This window comes from Caballeronia sp. LZ043 (assembly GCF_031451075.1).
Taxonomy (GTDB): domain Bacteria; phylum Pseudomonadota; class Gammaproteobacteria; order Burkholderiales; family Burkholderiaceae; genus Caballeronia.
In genome coordinates this window covers 1,312,075-1,329,467 of the sequence record NZ_JARUXT010000001.1, presented here as the reverse complement: position 1 = coordinate 1,329,467, position 17,393 = coordinate 1,312,075, and the positions used below count along the sequence as shown (strand labels likewise).

Annotated in this window: 15 protein-coding genes; 8 read left to right on the top strand and 7 right to left on the bottom strand. The window is 64.6% G+C overall.

Features of this window, described 5'->3' with window-relative positions; translation table 11 throughout:
• Window positions 1-151 precede the first annotated feature (151 nt).
• Window positions 152-1,354, top strand: a complete 1,203-nt coding sequence (locus QCE64_RS05930; RefSeq protein ID WP_309915608.1) for a tetratricopeptide repeat protein — start codon at window positions 152-154, stop codon at window positions 1,352-1,354.
• A gap of 81 nt (window positions 1,355-1,435) precedes the next feature.
• Here QCE64_RS05930 and QCE64_RS05925 read toward each other — a convergent pair whose 3' ends face one another.
• Window positions 1,436-1,558 (bottom strand): hypothetical protein, encoded by a 123-nt coding sequence (locus QCE64_RS05925; protein WP_309808134.1) that lies wholly within the window; start codon window positions 1,556-1,558, stop codon window positions 1,436-1,438.
• 161 nt (window positions 1,559-1,719) lie between these two features.
• Window positions 1,720-3,930 carry a glycogen debranching protein GlgX gene (gene glgX, locus QCE64_RS05920; protein WP_309915605.1) on the bottom strand — a complete coding sequence of 737 codons (2,211 nt, stop codon included), beginning with the start codon at window positions 3,928-3,930 and terminating at the stop codon, window positions 1,720-1,722.
• Between the two features lie 281 nt (window positions 3,931-4,211).
• On the opposite strand from glgX, the gene QCE64_RS05915 reads away from it, so the two are divergent.
• The 4 genes from QCE64_RS05915 (at window position 4,212) to QCE64_RS05900 (ending at window position 7,536) form a co-directional block, all read left to right on the top strand.
• Window positions 4,212-5,597, top strand: a complete 1,386-nt coding sequence (locus tag QCE64_RS05915) for a DUF2252 domain-containing protein (protein WP_310003063.1) — start codon at window positions 4,212-4,214, stop codon at window positions 5,595-5,597.
• Between the two features lie 182 nt (window positions 5,598-5,779).
• Entirely contained in the window at window positions 5,780-6,223 is a 444-nt protein-coding gene (gene mscL, locus QCE64_RS05910; RefSeq protein ID WP_309808131.1) for a large conductance mechanosensitive channel protein MscL, read from the top strand.
• 356 nt (window positions 6,224-6,579) lie between these two features.
• Complete coding sequence (locus tag QCE64_RS05905; RefSeq protein ID WP_309915602.1) at window positions 6,580-7,071, top strand: hypothetical protein; 492 nt, start codon at window positions 6,580-6,582, stop codon at window positions 7,069-7,071.
• 255 nt (window positions 7,072-7,326) lie between these two features.
• The gene (locus QCE64_RS05900; RefSeq protein WP_309832023.1) at window positions 7,327-7,536 is read left to right on the top strand and encodes a dodecin; all 210 of its coding nucleotides are present in this window, start codon (window positions 7,327-7,329) and stop codon (window positions 7,534-7,536) included.
• 81 nt (window positions 7,537-7,617) lie between these two features.
• Here the strand turns inward: QCE64_RS05900 and QCE64_RS05895 are convergent, their stop codons facing one another.
• The 4 genes from QCE64_RS05895 to QCE64_RS05880 form a co-directional block, all read right to left on the bottom strand.
• Window positions 7,618-8,703 carry a BMP family ABC transporter substrate-binding protein gene (locus tag QCE64_RS05895; RefSeq protein ID WP_309915600.1) on the bottom strand — a complete coding sequence of 362 codons (1,086 nt, stop codon included), beginning with the start codon at window positions 8,701-8,703 and terminating at the stop codon, window positions 7,618-7,620.
• 104 nt (window positions 8,704-8,807) lie between these two features.
• The gene (locus QCE64_RS05890) at window positions 8,808-9,737 is read right to left on the bottom strand and encodes an ABC transporter permease (protein WP_310003060.1); all 930 of its coding nucleotides are present in this window, start codon (window positions 9,735-9,737) and stop codon (window positions 8,808-8,810) included.
• Window positions 9,738-9,758: 21 nt separating this feature from the next.
• Window positions 9,759-10,862: an ABC transporter permease gene (locus QCE64_RS05885; RefSeq protein ID WP_309915597.1), complete on the bottom strand. Its 1,104-nt coding sequence runs from the start codon at window positions 10,860-10,862 to the stop codon at window positions 9,759-9,761.
• Between the two features lie 7 nt (window positions 10,863-10,869).
• Window positions 10,870-12,441, bottom strand: a complete 1,572-nt coding sequence (locus tag QCE64_RS05880) for an ABC transporter ATP-binding protein (protein WP_310003057.1) — start codon at window positions 12,439-12,441, stop codon at window positions 10,870-10,872.
• A 271-nt stretch (window positions 12,442-12,712) separates the two neighbouring features.
• Here QCE64_RS05880 and QCE64_RS05875 point away from each other — a divergent pair, with 271 nt between their 5' ends.
• On the top strand, window positions 12,713-13,645 hold the full coding sequence (locus tag QCE64_RS05875) for a LysR substrate-binding domain-containing protein (RefSeq protein ID WP_310003055.1): 933 nt from the start codon (window positions 12,713-12,715) through the stop codon (window positions 13,643-13,645).
• A gap of 36 nt (window positions 13,646-13,681) precedes the next feature.
• On the opposite strand, the gene QCE64_RS05870 is transcribed toward QCE64_RS05875, so the two are convergent.
• Window positions 13,682-15,043 (bottom strand): 8-oxoguanine deaminase, encoded by a 1,362-nt coding sequence (locus QCE64_RS05870; RefSeq protein WP_310003052.1) that lies wholly within the window; start codon window positions 15,041-15,043, stop codon window positions 13,682-13,684.
• A 459-nt stretch (window positions 15,044-15,502) separates the two neighbouring features.
• Here QCE64_RS05870 and uraH point away from each other — a divergent pair, with 459 nt between their 5' ends.
• Both uraH and QCE64_RS05860 read left to right on the top strand, forming a co-directional pair.
• On the top strand, window positions 15,503-15,856 hold the full coding sequence (uraH, locus tag QCE64_RS05865) for a hydroxyisourate hydrolase (protein ID WP_309915591.1): 354 nt from the start codon (window positions 15,503-15,505) through the stop codon (window positions 15,854-15,856).
• Window positions 15,857-15,943: 87 nt separating this feature from the next.
• Window positions 15,944-17,137, top strand: coding sequence for a urate hydroxylase PuuD (locus QCE64_RS05860; protein ID WP_309808121.1), 1,194 nt, complete (start codon window positions 15,944-15,946; stop codon window positions 17,135-17,137).
• The last annotated feature ends 256 nt before the right edge of the window (window positions 17,138-17,393 follow it).

Genomic DNA, 17,393 nt, shown 5'->3' with positions numbered 1-17,393 from the left:
GGCTGCATGTGCAGTTGAATCATCTGGCGCGCCGTGGACTCACCGGTTCGCAACGCGCCGGAGCGTGATGCGCTATCTTGAGCAGGACTCTGAGCAGGACATGTTTGCAGCTTCGAAAGGAGACGGACGTTAATCGCGTCCGGCCCGCCTCATGAAAAAGTTTTTGACGGCCCTCGCCTTGTCGCTGTCGCTCGCTTCGCCGCTCGCCTTCGCCCTACCGACGGTGCAGCAGGTCGAGCAATCGATGACCCAAGGCAACTGGCAGAAAGCCGACTCGCAGTTGAGCGAAGTGCTCGACGCCCATCCGAAGAATGCCCACGCGCATTACCTGTACGCGCAGGTGCTGGATCGCGAAGGACGCTACAGCGATGCGCTGTCGCATCTGCAGCAGGCCAAGGCCATCGATCCTTCGCTGAGCTTCACCGACCCGTCGCGCTTCGCCGCCACCCAGGCGCGCATTCAAGCCGATTCGACCCGCGCGACCATCTCGCCGCGCTCGGACAACGGCGCGAACACCACGGCGGTGCGCAATCCGTTCAACCAGGATCAGGCCGCCGCTGCCGCGCCGCAGAAGCACGGTATCGGCATGGGTGCGTGGATCGGCTTCGCGGTGCTGATCGCGGCCATCGCGCTGGTGCTGCGCTGGGGCTTGCGGCGCGCGCGGGCACGCGACGACGGCCAGGCCGAAACCGACCGCCGCGGGCAACTGAAGCGCGCCACCGACCTCCTCAACGAAGTGCGCTCGCTCAAGCTCGATGTGCGGCTCTCGACCGCGCCGGGACATGAGGCGCTGCTGAAGGACGTCGAGGGCGCGGAAGCGCAGTTGCGCGACACCGTCGAGTCCCTGACGAACGCGAAGAATCCGGTGCCGCCGTACGCCATCGAGGATCTGGAGAATCAGGTCGCGAGCCTCAAGGCCCGCGCCGAAGGCCGCCCGGACCCGGCCGCCGCTGCGCAGGCTGGCGCCCCGAACGCGTCGCCGTATGCGCAGGAAGCCGAGCGCTTCGGCCGCGGCCAGCAGCCGCCTTATCCGCAACAGCAAGGACCCTATCCCCCGCAGCAGGGACAACCGCCCGTCATCATCCAGCAAGGCGGCGGCGGGTTCGGCGGCGGCATGGGCGGGTTGTTGACCGGCGTGCTGCTCGGCGAGGCGCTGTCGCACGGACGCGATCGCGTGATCGAGCGCGATGTGCCGGTCGATCGTCCGGCGCAGAACGACAACGGCGGTCTCGACTTCGGCAACAACGGCGGCGGTGGCGGCCTCGACTTCGGCAATGGCTCCAACGACTGGAGCGACGGCGGCGGCGGCGGCATGGATCTCGGCAACAACGACGACGGCTGGCGCGACACCTGATCCGCCTCGTATCCGCCTCATCTGCATAAGCCAGGGCCCCGCACGCGGGGCCTTGTTTTTTGGCGCGAGTAACACGCGCGCTCAGCCGCCTCCGCCGAGAAAGCGCAGCAGGCCCCACAGGAACTTGAAGAAGCCGACGACGAACGCCCAGATCCGTTCGAGCTGATCCCAGTTCGCGAGATAGAGCAGCGTTCGCAGCATCATGCGGCGCGCGCGGCGCGGCAGAGAAACCGCGCGCGGTCAGGCAAGGTTGAAGCGGCCATCGGCGAAATCGGAGAAAAAAAGAAGGCGGCTCGCGCCGCCTTCGATTGCCATCGCAAAGATCGCATGATACCGCCCCCCCGATCAGCGACTCACCTGCCGTCTTACTGATCCGTCGGCTTCGACTCGTCCTGCGGCGGGATCTCATCCGTCAGCGCTTCTTCCAGGCGCTTGAAGATGCGTCGCGTCGCGCCGCGCGGCTGAAGCGCGAACAGCAGCAGCGAGCGGCCCGTCACCTGGTAGACATCGTCGGAACCGAACACCGGCAGCTCCTCGCGGACCGGCGCGTTGGTATCGATCAGACAGATCCACTCGTCCGGTCCCGGAACGTCCGGCAGCGTGAAGTCGACGACATCGTGGTACGAATTCACGATCAGCAGCAAGGTCGCATCCGACGCCGGCTTGCGAATGCCCGTCGCCTGCGCGCGCCCGTCCATCACAACGCCGAAGCAGCGCATGTTCGGATCGTCCCATTGCTCCTGCGTCAGCTCGTCGCTGCTCGGACTGAGCCACCGGACATCCGCGACCTGCAGATCCTCGCGATATTCCCCGGTCAGGAAGCGTTGCCGGCGCAGCACCGGCAGCGTATGCCGCAAGGTCGTCAGCTTGCGCACGAACTCGGTGAGCGCGAGACCGTTTTCATCGATGTCCCAGTTCACCCAGCTGATGTCGTCGTCCTGGCAATACGCATTGTTGTTGCCCTGCTGCGTGCGGCCGAACTCGTCGCCGGCCAGCAGCATCGGCGTCCCTTGAGAAAACAGCAGCGTCGCCAGCAGGTTGCGCTTCTGGCGCTCGCGCAGCGTGCGGATCTCTTCATCGTCGGTCGGGCCTTCGGCGCCGCAGTTCCACGACTTGTTATCCGAATGGCCGTCCTTGTTGTCTTCGCCGTTCGCCTCGTTGTGCTTGTCGTTGTAGGAGACGAGATCGTTCAGCGTGAAGCCGTCGTGCGCCGTGATGAAGTTCACGCTCGCCCACGGACGCCGGCCGCGCTTGTTGAACTTGTCGCCGGACGCGGTCATGCGCGTCGCCAGCTCGGGCGCTTCGCCCTCGTCGCCCTTCCAGAAAGCGCGCACCGTGTCGCGATAGCGATCGTTCCACTCGGCCCAGCCCGGCGGAAAACCGCCGACCTGATAGCCGCCCGGGCCGCAATCCCACGGCTCGGCGATCAGCTTGACGCTGGACAGAATCGGATCCTGACGGCAGCTGTCGAGGAACCCGCCGCCTTCGTCGAAGCCATAGGGCTCGCGGCCGAGAATCGTCGCGAGGTCGAAGCGGAAGCCGTCGACGTTCATCTCCGTGACCCAGTAGCGCAGGCTGTCGGTGACCATCTGCAGCACGCGCGGATGCGACAGGTTCAGCGTGTTGCCGGTGCCGGTATCGTTGATGTAATAGCGCGACTCTTCCGGCATCAGCCGGTAGTACGACGCGTTGTCGATGCCGCGGAACGACAGCGTCGGGCCGCGCTCGTTGCCTTCCGCCGTGTGGTTGTAGACCACGTCGAGAATCACTTCGAGACCGGCTTCGTGCAGACGGTCCACCATCTCCTTGAATTCGGCGACGACGCCCGCGCCGCGCGCGAAGTAACGCGGGTCCGCCGCGAAGAAGCCGATCGTGTTGTAGCCCCAGTAGTTCGTCAGGCCCTTGTCGGTGAGATGGCTGTCGTTGACGAACGCGTGAATCGGCAGCAGTTCGACCGATGTCACGCCAAGGCTCTTGATGTACTCCACCACTTCCTTCTGGCCGAGGCCCTCGAAGGTGCCGCGCAGGTGCTCGGGCACCGCCGGATGGCGCTTCGTGAAGCCGCGCACGTGGGTCTCATAGAAGATCGTGTGTTCCCAGGGCACGCGCACGCGGGTGGCGTGCGTCCAGGAGAAGCTCTGGTCGACGACCTGGCACTTCGGCATGAAGGGCGCGCTGTCGCGCTCGTCGAAGGTGAGATCGTCGCCTTCGGCGAGCAGCGTATAGCCGAACACGGCCGGGTCCCATTTCAGCTCCCCGACATGCGCCTTCGCGTACGGGTCGAGCAGCAGCTTGTTCGGGTTGAAGCGATGGCCGGCTTCCGGCTCGTAAGGACCATGCACACGATAGCCGTAGACGGCGCCGGGCTTGAGGTCGGGGATATAGACGTGCCAGACTTCGTCGGTGTATTCGGGCAGTTCGATGCGCTGCAGTTCCTGTTCGCCTTTCTCGTCGAACAGGCACAGGTCGACCCGGGTGGCGTTCGCGGAAAACAGCGCGAAGTTGACGCCGTTACCGTCCCAGGTGGCGCCGAGCGGAAATGGGGAGCCTTCGGCAATGCGGAATTCGTTCGGCATGAGATGATCGGATTCGAGTAATGACGCGCGCGGCGTCGGGATCGTACGGTGTGTGCTGCGTGCATTGCGGACGTGTAAGGCGGATCGAAAACAGCATTTTGCGTGCCCATGGAAGGGCACGGCGCGCGGCTTGCTGGCGCTCCCTTGGACGTGGATGCGCCGCGTGCTCGTGTGCGCTGCCGTCCGCCCGACGCGTACAGCGTGTAAAACGTGCCTGTCCATGACACCGTTGCGCATCTGCCCGACGCTCCACCGCATTCAAGTCCCAAGGAGAACCTGCCTTGTCCACGCGCCCCGGTTCCACTCCGACGAATCCCCAGGCCGGCGGCACGGCCGAAGCCAGCCGCGCCGCCGGGCGCGCGCTGCGCGACGCGGTGCCGTTCGAGCAGCACGCCGCATGGCAGCCAGACCCTGCCCGGCCCGATCCGGTCGAGCGCGTCCTCGCGGGCAACGCCGGCCGGCAGGAGCGACTCATTCCGCTGCGCATGCAGCGCATGGCGGAGTCACCGTTCGCATTCCTGCGCGGCTCCGCCACTGTGATGGCATGGGACCTGGCGAAATCGCCTTCGATCGGGCACAACGTCATCATCGACGGCGACGCCCATATCAATAATTTCGGCCTGTTCCGCACGCCGCGTCAGGACGTGGTGTTCGATCTGAACGACTTCGACGAGACGCTCGTCGGACCGTGGGAATGGGACCTGAAACGCCTGACTGCGAGCATCAATGTCGCGGCGCGCGAGAACGGCGTGGACGCGGCCGGACGCGAGCGCGCGGTGCGGTCAGCGTGCGCGGGCTATCGCACGACCATGGCGACGCTCTGGCAGGTGAATCCGTACGATCTCTGGCAGATGCGCAGCTACGCGAGCGCCCTGCACATGGATGCGCCGACCCGGCTCGACGCCGACGAGAAAGCCACCATCGAGAAGACCGTCGAGCGCGCGATGAAGCGCTCGCACGCGACCATGCTCGCGAAGGTCGCCGAGCCGGTGGGCAAGGGCTATCGCTTCAAGGTCGATCCGCCGATCCTCACGCAACTCGACGCCGCCGAGAAAAATCATGTGATCGATGGCCTGAAGGCCTATCTGCAGACCATCGCCGGCGAGTGGCGCATGATGCTCGAACGCTATGATGTGGCGGATGTCGCGCACCGGGTGGTCGGCGTGGGCAGCGTCGGCACGCGCGCCTACCTGGTGCTGATGCTCGGCCGCGCGCTCGGCGATCCGCTGTTCGTGCAGGTGAAGGAAGGCATCGTGCCGGCCGCAGCGCCGTTCGTGCCGCCGCTGGACGAGCCGTACCAGCATCAGGGACGGCGCGTCGTGCACGGTCAGCGGCTGATGCAGAGCTCGTCGGACGCCCTGCTCGGCTGGACCACGATCTCCGGCCGCGACTTCTACGTACGCCAGATGAAGCAGATTCGCGGCTCGATTCCGGTGGACTGGCTGCACGGCGCCACCTTCGATTTCTACGCCTGGTGCCTCGGCATGCTGCTCGCGCGCGCCCACGCCCGCACGGGCGATGCTGCGCTCATTGCCGGCTATTGCGGCAGTTCGGACCGGCTCGATGCCGCCTATGCGACCTGGGCCGAGCGCTATGGCGCGCAGACCGTGGCCGATCACGCCGCGTTCTGCGCGGCGATCAGCCAGGGACGCGTGCCGGCGAAGTAACGCCTGGGCAGCAGGATGAGATGTGCGGTGCGCGGGCGGCTCCCAGTCGAATTGACTATCATGGACGCTGTCCACGCCGCAATGCCCGACGCGGCGCGGCTCGCCGGCGTTTCAATGGCATAGCCCTTGCTGTCGCCTTACCCCGATTCATCGTTTCGAACTTCAACTGGAGGAAGCCGCGCATGAGCATGATCGAAGAATTCAAGAACTTCGCCCTGAAGGGCAATGTCATGGACCTCGCGGTCGGCGTCATCATCGGCGGCGCATTTTCGACGATCGTCAACTCCGTTGTGAAAGACCTGATCATGCCGGTGGTCGGCCTCGCCACCGGCGGCCTCGACTTTTCCAATCTCTTCATCAAACTCGGGCCCATACCCCCAACCTTCAAGGGCAACCCGGATTCGTACAAGGACCTGCAGACCGCGGGCGTGGCCGTGTTCGGCTACGGCTCGTTCATCACGGTGCTGATCAATTTCATCATCCTCGCGTTCATCATCTTTCTGATGGTCAAGTTCATCAACAACCTGCGCAAGCCCACCGAAGCCGCCCCGCCGCCGTCCACGCCGGAAGATGTGCTGCTGCTGCGCGAAATCCGCGACGAACTGAAGAACGCGCCGCGCGTCTAGCCACGCCTGTGGATTGAGATTTTCAGGAACCCGCGCGGCGTGCGCGGGTCTCCAACCACAGCAGCCCACTTCCGTGGGTGTCCATTAGTGCGCCCTGCCGCTTTTTTCTTTACGAAAGCTGTTCTTGCGGGCAGGAGCGGGACTATTATTGGGATTAGATGCTCAGAGGGATGCCCAGATGGATGCCAAGCGGGCCGCCAATCGGTCAACGGCATGAATCGTGCGCCAGGATCGTGCAATCAGGCAGGAGGCCGTGCAAATCGCCGGTCGTGATCCTTGGCCCGAATCACCGTGACCTATTCACATCGATGCGCTATAAAAGATCGACGTGCGGCGCGCAAGACGGGAGTGGCCGCATGAGGACGCTGCGTTTCTTGCAATTCTTTTTCAGGCGAGTTTTTATGTCCTTCCCGAAAAAGCGTAGACGCGTGAAAGCCGACGGCGACGAGTCGTTTCTCGCCGTGCTCCGGCATTTCAGGCCTTTCGGTCAGCTAGACACCAAGATCGCGCGCGCTCGCGCGCAGGACGAACCGGTGCTCTACGCCCATGCGTTGCCCGGACTCGATGTCCTCCTGTGCAGCGTGCGCGGCGCCCAGCCGCCCTATCCAGCCATCGATGAACTGCACCGGCGCTGTGTCGAATCCATCACCAATGCGCTCGAACAACCGCTCGACGGACTCGAGAACGGCGGCTACTGGTATGAAGCCAACGGCTTCGGCTTCCTGGTTTTCGCAAGCCGCGCCCGCACCCAGATCCTGAACGACTTCGGCGCGACCGTCTCGGCGCGCAGGCGGCGCGGCGCGCGCCGGCAGGATGCGGGCGACGCTGCATCGCGTCCGCTGCGCTGAGTTCTCTTCCGAACCTCCGGTAGCGTGAAGCAGCATGAAACGATCGGGCCTCCCTGCGAGGCCCGATGCGTTCAGGGCCTGGGTTCAGGCACGTCCCTCGCGCAAACCCCGACTATTCCCGCACGCCTGCATGTTCTCTAATGGAAGCCGCGCGCCGCCGCAGACAATGGCGCGCGCCTTGCTGCAACGACATTGCAAGCTTCTCGCGACGCCACCGGCCATTCGCGCCGCCCATCATCAAGAACGGAGAACACCATGTCGGAACACGTCTACAAGCAGATCGAACTCACCGGTTCCTCGCCCCAGTCCAGCGACGACGCCGTGCGCGTCGCGCTGTCCAAAGCCTCGAAGACGCTGCGCAACATTCACTGGTTCGAAGTCACGGAAACGCGCGGCCACGTGGAGGACGGCAAGGTCGCGCACTGGCAGGTGACGCTCAAGGTCGGCATCCGCCTCGAGGATTGACGCGTTCACACGCCGGATGCAAAAAGCCGCGCTTCGTTTCACAACGAAGCGCGGCTTTTGTTTCGACGGCAGCCAGCATCCTTACTTCGGCAGCGAACCGTCCACGCCTTCCACATACCAGTTGATGCGTTGCAGTTCCGGATCCGTCAGCGTCTTGCCGGCCGGCACCTTCTCCGCGCCCGACTGATCCTTGATCGGACCGCTGAACACATCCCACTTGCCGCCATGCATTTCGTCACGCTTCGCGGCGACGGCCTGCACCGCCTTCGCGGGAATCACGCCGGTATTCAGGTCTTCGAGGTCCACGGCCTTCTGCGGAATGCCGAGCCACACCGGATCGTTCTTCCACTTGCCGTCGATCACCTTCTGGATCACGTCGTTGTAATAGACGCCCCAGTGCGCGACCACCGAACCCAGATGCGCGTTCGGGCCGAACTTCTTCATGTTCGAATCCCAGCCGAAGGCATACACGTGTTTCTCGGCGGCCGTGTTGAGCGTCGCGTTCGAATCCGTGTTCTGCAACAGCACGTCGGCGCCTTGGCCGATCAACGTTTCAGCCGCCTGCTTTTCCTTGCCCGGATCGAACCAGCTGTTGATCCAGATGACCTTCGTGTGGATCTTCGGATTCACCGAACGCGCGCCCAGCGTGTACGCATTGATGTTGCGCACCACTTCCGGAATCGGCACCGAGGCGACGAAGCCCAGCGTGTTGGTCTTCGTCACGTAACCGGCCGCGACGCCCGCGAGATACGCGCCCTGGTACATGCGCACGTCATAGGTGCCGAAATTCTTCGCCTTCTTGAAGCCGGTGGCCGTCAGGAACGTGGTGTCGGGAAAGTCCTTCGCGACCTTCAGCGCGAAATCCTGGTAGCCGAAGCTCGTCGCGAAGATCACCTTGTTGCCCTTGTTGGCGAGATCGCGGAACACGCGTTCCGAGTCGGCCGATTCCGGCACGTTCTCCACGCGCGTGATCTTGATCTTGCTGCCGTACTTCGCTTCGGCTTCCTTGCTGCCCGCGTCGTGTGCGAAGGTCCAGCCGGCATCGCCCGGATTGCCGAGATAGACGAACGCGACGCCCGGCGCATCGGCGGCCTGCGTGCTCATCGCGGCGACGCTGGCCGACAGCGCGACCGTCGCGGCGACGGCCTTGAGCCATGGTTTATTCATTGTGATTCTCCTGGTCGATGTTGTGTGTGAATCGGTTGTGCGTGTGACAGAGTGTGGTCGGCCAAAAAAACGGACGAAACCGCCGGGCGTGCCGTGACGGACCGCTAGCTCGCCGCGAAAAACGGCTTGCCCAGCGACGCCGGCGCATTGAGCTTGATCGTGTTCAGGTTGCGCGAGATCAGCACCAGCACGACGATCGTCGCGATGTACGGCAGCATTGCGAGAAACTGTGTAGGCACCGGCACGCCGATGGCCTGCGCGTAGAACTGCAGCGCCATCACCGCGCCGAACAGCAGCGCGCCGATCAGCAGGCGTCCCGGCCGCCAGGTCGCGAACACGACGAGCGCGAGCGCGATCCAGCCGCGACCCGAGGTCAGTTGCTCCTGCCAGACGTGCAGATAGACGATCGAGTAATAGCCGCCCGCGATGCCGGCCATCGCGCCGCCGAACAGCGTCGCGCCGTAGCGCACGCCGACGACCGGAAAGCCCACCGAATGCGCGACCGCCGGCGATTCGCCGACCGAGCGCAGCACGAGCCCCGCGCGCGTCTTGTAGAGGAACCAGCCGATCACCGCGAACATGACGAACGCGAGATAGCCGAGCGGCGTCAGCGAGAACACCGCCGGGCCGAGCACGGGAATCGACGAAAGGCCGGGAATCGGCATCACGTCGATGCTCGCGCGCACCGCCGCCGAGGTGTACGGCTTGCCGACATAGGCCGAGAAGCCAATGCCGAAGATCGTCAGCGAGAGGCCGGTGGCGACCTGGTTGGCGAGCATCGTGATGGTGAGAAAGCCGAACAGCAGGGCCATCGCGAGTCCGGCGAACACCGAGGCGACAATGCCGAGCCACGGGCTGCCGGTGATCGCGGTGACGGCGTAGCCGGTGACGGCGCCCATCAGCATCATGCCTTCCACACCGAGGTTGAGCACGCCCGACTTCTCGGCGACGAGTTCGCCCGCGCCGGCGTACATCAGCGGGATCGCGGCGATGACGGCGCTCGAGGCGAGGTTGCTGGCCTGATTGATATCCATGGTCTTCTGCTCTCGTTAAGCTTAAGCGGTGTGATGCGCCGAACGCCGCGTAATGCGGTAGTTCACAAAGAGATCGCAGCCGAGCAGGCAGAACAGCAGCAGGCCCTGGAACACGCCCGCGAGCGCCTGCGGCAGTTGCAGCGAGGTCTGCACGGCTTCGCCGCCGAGATAGAGCAGCGCCATCAGCAGACTCGCGAGCACGATGCCCACCGGATGCAGCCGGCCGACGAACACGACGATGATCGCCGTGAAGCCATAGCCGGGCGACCAGCCCGCCTGCAGCTGGCCGATCGGCCCGGCCACCTCGCCCATGCCGGCCAAGCCCGCGAGGCCGCCCGAGAGCAGCAGCGAGGTCCAGATGGTCTTCTTGTCGGAGAAGCCGGCATAGCGCGCGGCCAGCGGCGCGAGGCCGCCGACGTTCATCCGGAAGCCCGCGAAACTCTTGCGCATGAAGACCCACACGCAGGGAATCGCGATTGCCGTGAGAAACACCGACGCGTTGATGCGCGTGCCCTTGAGCCACGCCCAGTGCCAGTCGCCGTAGAGGCGCGGGAACAGCGCGTCGTCGCCGAACATGGCCGAGATCGGGAAGTTCATGCCGTCCGGGTCGCGCCACGGGCCGCTCACCAGATAGATCAGCAACTGGGCCGCGACGTAGGTGAGCATCAGGCTCGTCAGGATTTCGTTGGTGTTGAAACGGCTCTTGAGCAACGCCGGAATCGCCGCCCACAACATGCCGCCGATCACGCCGCCCGCCATCATCAGCGGCAGCGTCCACCAGCCTGAGGCATCGCCGGCATGGATCGCGATCCCGCCCGCGACGATGCCGCCCAGCAGCATCTGCCCTTCCGCGCCGATGTTCCACACGTTCGCGCGATAGCCGACCGCGAGACCCAGACCGATCAGGCACAGCGGCGAAGCCTTCAGCACGAGTTCCGACCAGCCGTTGACGCTCGAGAGCGGTTCGATGAAGAACGCGTGCATCGCGCGCAGCGGATCCTGGCCGACGAGGCTGAAAATCAGAAAGCCAATGACGAGCGTCGCGACCGCGGCGACCACCGGCACGGCAAGCTGCATGGCGCGCGACGGCGTCGGGCGCGCTTCGAGTCGATAGGGAAAGATCATCGTTCGCTTACTTCGGGAGTGAATCGAGTTCGGCCGCCTGCGCGCGCTTGCCGTCGAACAGGCCGGCCATGAACAGGCCGATCTCTTCCGCGTTGGTTTCGCTGGTCGGGCGCACCGGCGAGAGCTTGCCGCCCGCGATCACCGCGAGCCGGTCGCAGATGTCGAAGAGTTCTTCCAGTTCCTCGGAGATCACGAGAATCGCGACGCCGCGCGCCGCGAGATCGAGCAGTTGCTGTCGGATGAAGCCCGCCGCGCCGACATCGACGCCCCAGGTGGGCTGCGCGACCACCAGCACTTTCGGCTCCTGGAGAATCTCGCGCCCGACGATGAACTTCTGCAGGTTGCCGCCCGACAGGCTCTGCGCGAGCGCGCCGCTGCCGCCGCAGCGCACGTCGAAGGATTTGATGCAGCGATCCGCGAACGCCTGCACCGCGCCCGAGCGGATCCAGCCGCCGCGCACCATGTTCTCTCTGTGGGCCGTGAGCAGGCCGTTGTCCGCGAGCGACATCGCCGGGACCGCGCCGCGTCCGAGCCGCTCTTCCGGCACGAACGCGAAGCCCAGCCGCCGCCGTCCGCCCGCACTCAGGCGCGCGGCGGGCTTGCCGCAGATCGACACGGCATCGGCGGCGATGTGCTTGTCGCGGATCTCGCCCGAGAGCGCCGCCAGCAATTCGGCCTGGCCGTTGCCCGACACGCCCGCGATGCCGAAGATCTCGCCCGCGTGGACGGCGAACGAGACGTTGTCGAGCGAGGTGCCGAACGGATCCGGACTCGCCGCCGACAGGTTCTTCACCGCGAGCCGGATCTCGCCCGGCTGGTGCTCGCGCCGCGTGTAGTCCGGCAGCGAATGGCCGACCATCATCTGCGCGAGCGACGCCGGCGTCTCACGGCGCGGATCGGCATTGCCGGTCACGCGGCCGCCGCGCATCACCGTGGCGTTCTCGCAAAGCGACTGGATTTCGTCGAGCTTGTGGCTGATGTAGAGAATGCTGCAGCCTTCGGACGCGAGCCGGCGCAACACCTTGAACAGCTTCTGGACCGCCTGCGGCGTGAGCACCGACGTGGGCTCGTCCATGATGAGCAGACGCGGATTCTGCAGCAGGCAGCGCACGATCTCCACGCGCTGCCGCTCGCCGACCGTCAGGCTGTGGACATGGCGCTGCGGATCGACATCGAGCCCGTAGTCTTTCGACACCTCGCGAATGCGCTTGCCGAGCGCCTTCATGTCGAACTTTTCGTCGAGCGCGAGCGCGATGTTCTCGCCCACCGTCAGCGTTTCGAACAGTGAGAAATGCTGGAACACCATCCCGATGCCGAGCTTGCGCGCCGCCGCCGGGCTGCCGATCTCGATGGCCTCGCCCTCCCAGCGGATCTCGCCTTCGTCGGGCCGCACGGCGCCGTAGATGATCTTCATCAGCGTGGACTTGCCCGCGCCGTTTTCGCCCAGCACGGCGTGGATTTCACCCGGCATGACGACCAGATTCACGCCGTCGTTCGCCTTGACCGACGGATACTGCTTGCTGATGCCTGACAACGCCAGGCGCGGTGGCGTTGTCGACGATTGGATGGCGTCGCCCATTGAGATCCAGAGATGCGCCCGGCCACCGAGCAGGCCAGGCTGGAAAAAGTTACCGCGAAACCGGCGCGCGACAAATGGACGTCACGCAAATCGGGCCGCGGGCAGAATGTACAGAATTCGGGTCTCCAAGTCGATCACTCAAAATAACGCGCCAAATCACGTACAGCCAGGCTTTGCGGGTAAGCCACACCTTGACGAAATTTTTGCTACATATTAAAAATGATATGGACAACCCCTGCTGATATCAGGCAGAACGTATAGTGGAGATAACATGAGTCAGCAACGCGAGGCGATCGATACTTACTTATTGCGCGTCTTGCACACCCTGCTGATGGAACGCAGCGTGACCCGCGCGGCCGTCAAGCTCAACCAGTCGCAACCGGCTATCAGTGCAGCGCTGCGCCGCCTGCGCGACATCACCGGCGACCCGCTGCTGGTACGCGGCAAGTCCGGCATGGTGCCCACCGAATACGGCCTGCGCCTCCTCGAACCCACCCAAAACGCCTTGCGCGAAATCGAGCGCATCAAGGTGCAGCAGCACAACTTCGACCCGTCGACGTCGGTCCGGTGTTATCGCATCGGCTGCCCCGATTATCTCAACGTGCTGTTCGTGCCGACGGTCGTCGAACGCTTTCGCCAGGCCGCGCCCGACGCCACGCTCGAATTTCATTCGCTCGGCCCGGCGTTCGACTACGAGCTCGCGCTGGAAGACGGCAAGCTCGATATCGTCGTCGGCAACTGGCCCGAACCGCCCGAGCAACTGCATCTGTCCAATCTGTTCGTCGACAAGATCGTCTGTCTCGTCAGCAATACGCATCCCTTCGCCAAGCGCGGCGGCCTGACGCTCGACCAGTACCTGAACGCCCCGCATCTCGCGCCGACGCCCTATTCGGTCGGCCAGCGCGGCGCGATCGACGTGCATCTGGCGCGCGAGCGGCTCAAGCGCCATGTGGTCGTGACGCTGCCGTACTTCAATCTCGCGCCATACGTGCTGATCAAGTCGGACCTCGTGTTCACGACGACGCGGCTCTTCGCGGATCATTACGCGCGCTTCCTGCCGCTGGCCGTCGTGGCCGCGCCGCTGGATTTTCCGCCGATGCAGTACTACCAGCTGTGGCACGAGCGCTGCCATTACTCCGATGAAGTCCGCTGGCTGCGCGGGCTCGTCGCGGAGGCGACGCGCTCGCTGATCGATCAGCCGTGATGCCGCACGGGGCGCCTTCGGGCGCCCCGCTGCTTTTTACGCCTGGTTTGCCAGCTCGCCCGCCAGACGGTTGTGCCGTTCGACGACCGCGCCGAGATCGAGCGTCGTCAGGCGGCCGTCCTTCACGACAACCTTGCCGTCGATCACGCTCGTCGATACCTGCGACGGCGCGCAGAACACCAGCGCCGCGACCGGATCGTGCAGCGCGCCCGCGAACGCCGTCTGCGCCAGATCGAACGACACGAAGTCCGCTGCCATACCGGGCGCGAGTGCGCCGATGTCGTCGCGATTGAGCACTTTCGCGCCGCCGAGCGTGGCGATTTCGAGCGCCTCGCGCGCGGTCATCGCGTCGGGGCCGAAGCCCACGCGCTGCAAGAGCAAGGCCTGGCGCACTTCCGCGACCATCTGCGCGCCGTCGTTCGACGCAGAGCCGTCCACGCCGAGCCCCACCGGCACGCCGGCATCGCGCATGGCGCGAATCGGCGCGATGCCGGAAGCCAGCCGCATGTTCGAGCACGGACAATGCGCGACGCCGGTGCCGGTGCGCGCAAACAGTTCGATACCGGCGCGATCCAGCTGCACGCAGTGCGCGTGCCATACGTCATGGCCGACCCAGCCGAGATCCTCCACGTATTCGGCGGGCGTCATGCCGAATTTCTCGCGGCTGTAGGCGACGTCGTTGACGTTTTCGGCCAGATGCGTGTGCAGCGAGACGCCGTGTTCGCGCGCGAGCAGCGCGGCGTCGCGCATCAGCTCGCGGCTCACGGAAAACGGCGAGCACGGCGCCACGACGACGCGCAGCATCGCGTAGCGGCCGGCGTCGTGATACGTCTCGATGAGGCGCTGCGTGTCCTTCAGGATCGCGTCTTCCTGCTCGACGACGGAATCGGGCGGCAGACCGCCGTCCTTCTGGCCGACGCTCATGCTGCCCCGCGCCGCGTGGAAGCGCATGCCGATCTCGCGCGCGGCCGCGATGCTGTCGTCGAGCCGGCTGCCGTTCGGGTAGATGTAAAGATGGTCGCTGGACGTCGTGCAGCCGGAGAGCAGCAGCTCGGCCATCGCAGTCTGGGTGGAAACGTGGATCATCTCCGGCGTGAGATGCGCCCAGATCTTGTAGAGATTAGTGAGCCAGCCGAACAGCTCGGCATTCTGCGCGGCAGGAATCGCGCGCGTCAGGCTCTGGTACATGTGATGGTGAGTGTTGACGAGGCCTGGAATCACAAGCTGGCCGCGCATGTCGAGGATGTCGTCGGCGGTTGACGGCAGTTCGCTCATCGGGCCGACTGCAACAATGCGGTTGCCTTCGATATACATGCCGCCGTCGGCGATTTCGCGGCGCTGCGCGTCCATCGTGACGAGCATGTGGGCGTTTCTGACCAACAGGGTTCTGGCTTGCATCGATTGTTTCTCCTGAAAACGGTGATGGGGTCCGGTGAAGCCCCGGTTACCCAGCGCAGGACGCCGTCTTCGGGACGCGGCACAGTATCCAGATATCGTGCGCGCACTGCCACTGTCCGCAGCCAAAAATTCGGACGCAATCAGACTCCCGTCATGGTCGTCCTCAGCCCGCCGATATATTCCTGATTTTTGGCGCGGTTAGCATCGCCGGGAGACCCCGGCAGATGCGCGCGAGGGCTGTTCGGACCGCGCTCATGCGTTGGGCATTATCTTTCCTATCGCGGGCGCACAGCGCGCGGCGACTTCCTACAATGCTGTACACGGCGCGCATCCGAAACGCCGACGGGTATGTAGCCACTGACGTGGAGCCTCGATCCGCCGCACACGCATCCCGCCCCGGGGACGCGGAATTTCGGATCAGCGCTCCGCCAGATCTCGCATAACTCAAGGAAACTGCGAATGGGCAAGCTCACTACCCACGTCCTCGACACCGCGCACGGCCGCCCGGGCGCGCATCTTCAGGTCGAACTGTTCGCGCTCGACGGCGACTCGCGCCGCGCGCTCAAGACCATCCACACCAACGACGACGGCCGCGCCGATGCGCCGCTGCTCGAAGGCGCCGAATTCCGCATCGGCGAATACGAACTCGTGTTCCATGCGGGCGATTACTTCGCGAAGCTGGGCGTGAAAGTGCCCGAACCACGTTTCGTCGACCGCGTGGTGCTGCGCTTCGGCATCGCGGACGCGGCGTCGCACTATCACGTGCCGCTGCTGGTTTCGCCGTGGGCGTACAGCACGTATCGCGGCAGTTGAGAACACGCTCAAGACAATGACTTCGCGCCCTGCCCCTGGTCCCCTCGCAGACGGCGCGCATAAAACAAATCGGTAGTGGAGGAGTACATGGAAGGCTTTGTCACCGACTGGCTCAATCTCGTATTGCGCTGTCTGCACGTCATCGTGGCGATCGCCTGGATCGGCGAATCGTTCTACTTCGTCGCCCTGGATAACAGCCTGAAACCGCCGACCGACCCGAACGCGCGCCGTCGCGGCGTGTTCGGCGACTTCTGGCACGTGCACGGCGGCGGGTTCTATCACATGCAGAAGTATTCTGTCGCGCCGCAGGACATGCCGGAGAACCTGCACTGGTCGTTCTGGCCGTCGTACACGACGTGGATGTCCGGCTTCGGCCTCTTCTTCGTGCTGTATCTGCTGTCGCCGTCGACGTATCTGATCGACAAGAGCGTGCTGGACATGGGCCCGGTGGTCGCGGTGTCGGCGGCGCTGGGCTTCCTGATGGCCGGCTGGATCGTGTACGACACGCTGTGCCGCCTGCTCGGCACCAACGACAAGCTGCTCGGCATCTGCGTAGGCGTGTATGTGCTGGTGGCGGCGTTCATCGCGTGCCACGTGTTCGCGGGCCGTGCCGCCTACCTGATCACCGGCGCGATGATTGCGACCATCATGTCGGCGAACGTGTTCTTCGTGATCATTCCGGGGCAGCGCAAGATGGTCGCCGCGATGCTCAAGGGCGAAACGCCGAATGCCATCTACGGCAAGCGCGGCAAGCAGCGCTCGGTGCACAACACGTATTTCACGCTGCCGGTGGTGTTCGCGATGCTGTCGAACCACTATGCGATGACCTACACGCACAAGTTCAACTGGCTGATTCTGGTGCTGATCATGCTGGCCGGCGCGCTGATCCGCCAGTTCTTCGTGATGCGTCATCGCGGCCAGGTGCTGTGGTACATGCCAGTCGCGGGACTGGTGCTGGTGCTGGGCGCGTTCGCGTGGACGATGCCCGCGCCGACGATGCCCGTCGCGCAGGCCGCCGGTGCGCCGACGATCAAGGTCGCGGATATCCAGCCGATCATTCAGCAGCGCTGCGCGACGTGTCATTCCGCGCATCCGACGATGATGGGCAGCGCGCCGGCGGGCGTGTTGCTGGATACGCCGGCGGAGATCAAGCAGAACGCGCAGCGCGTGAATCAGCAGGCGGTGACGCTGAAGGCGATGCCGCTGGGGAATGTCACGCAGATGACCGATGCCGAGCGGCAGAAGGTGGCGGCGTGGTTTGCGGGAGGGGCGGTGGAGTAAGGTGGTGCTTCTGGCTTGAAAAAGCCTGGTTCAAGTTTGAACGGAACCCCGCTTCGGTGGACTTCGGTCCAGGAAACCGGGGTTTTTGTTTTGCAGCGCCGATTGCGGGGTATCGAATACGTTCGCGACCGCTTTACGAGAACAGACCCGTATTTTTAAGACTATTCGTGTATCAGCCTTCGATCCGGCGCGAGAGTATCGCCTGGATAGCGCGCTTGTGCGCTTATTCTGATACGGGTTAGTCAACAATGGATTT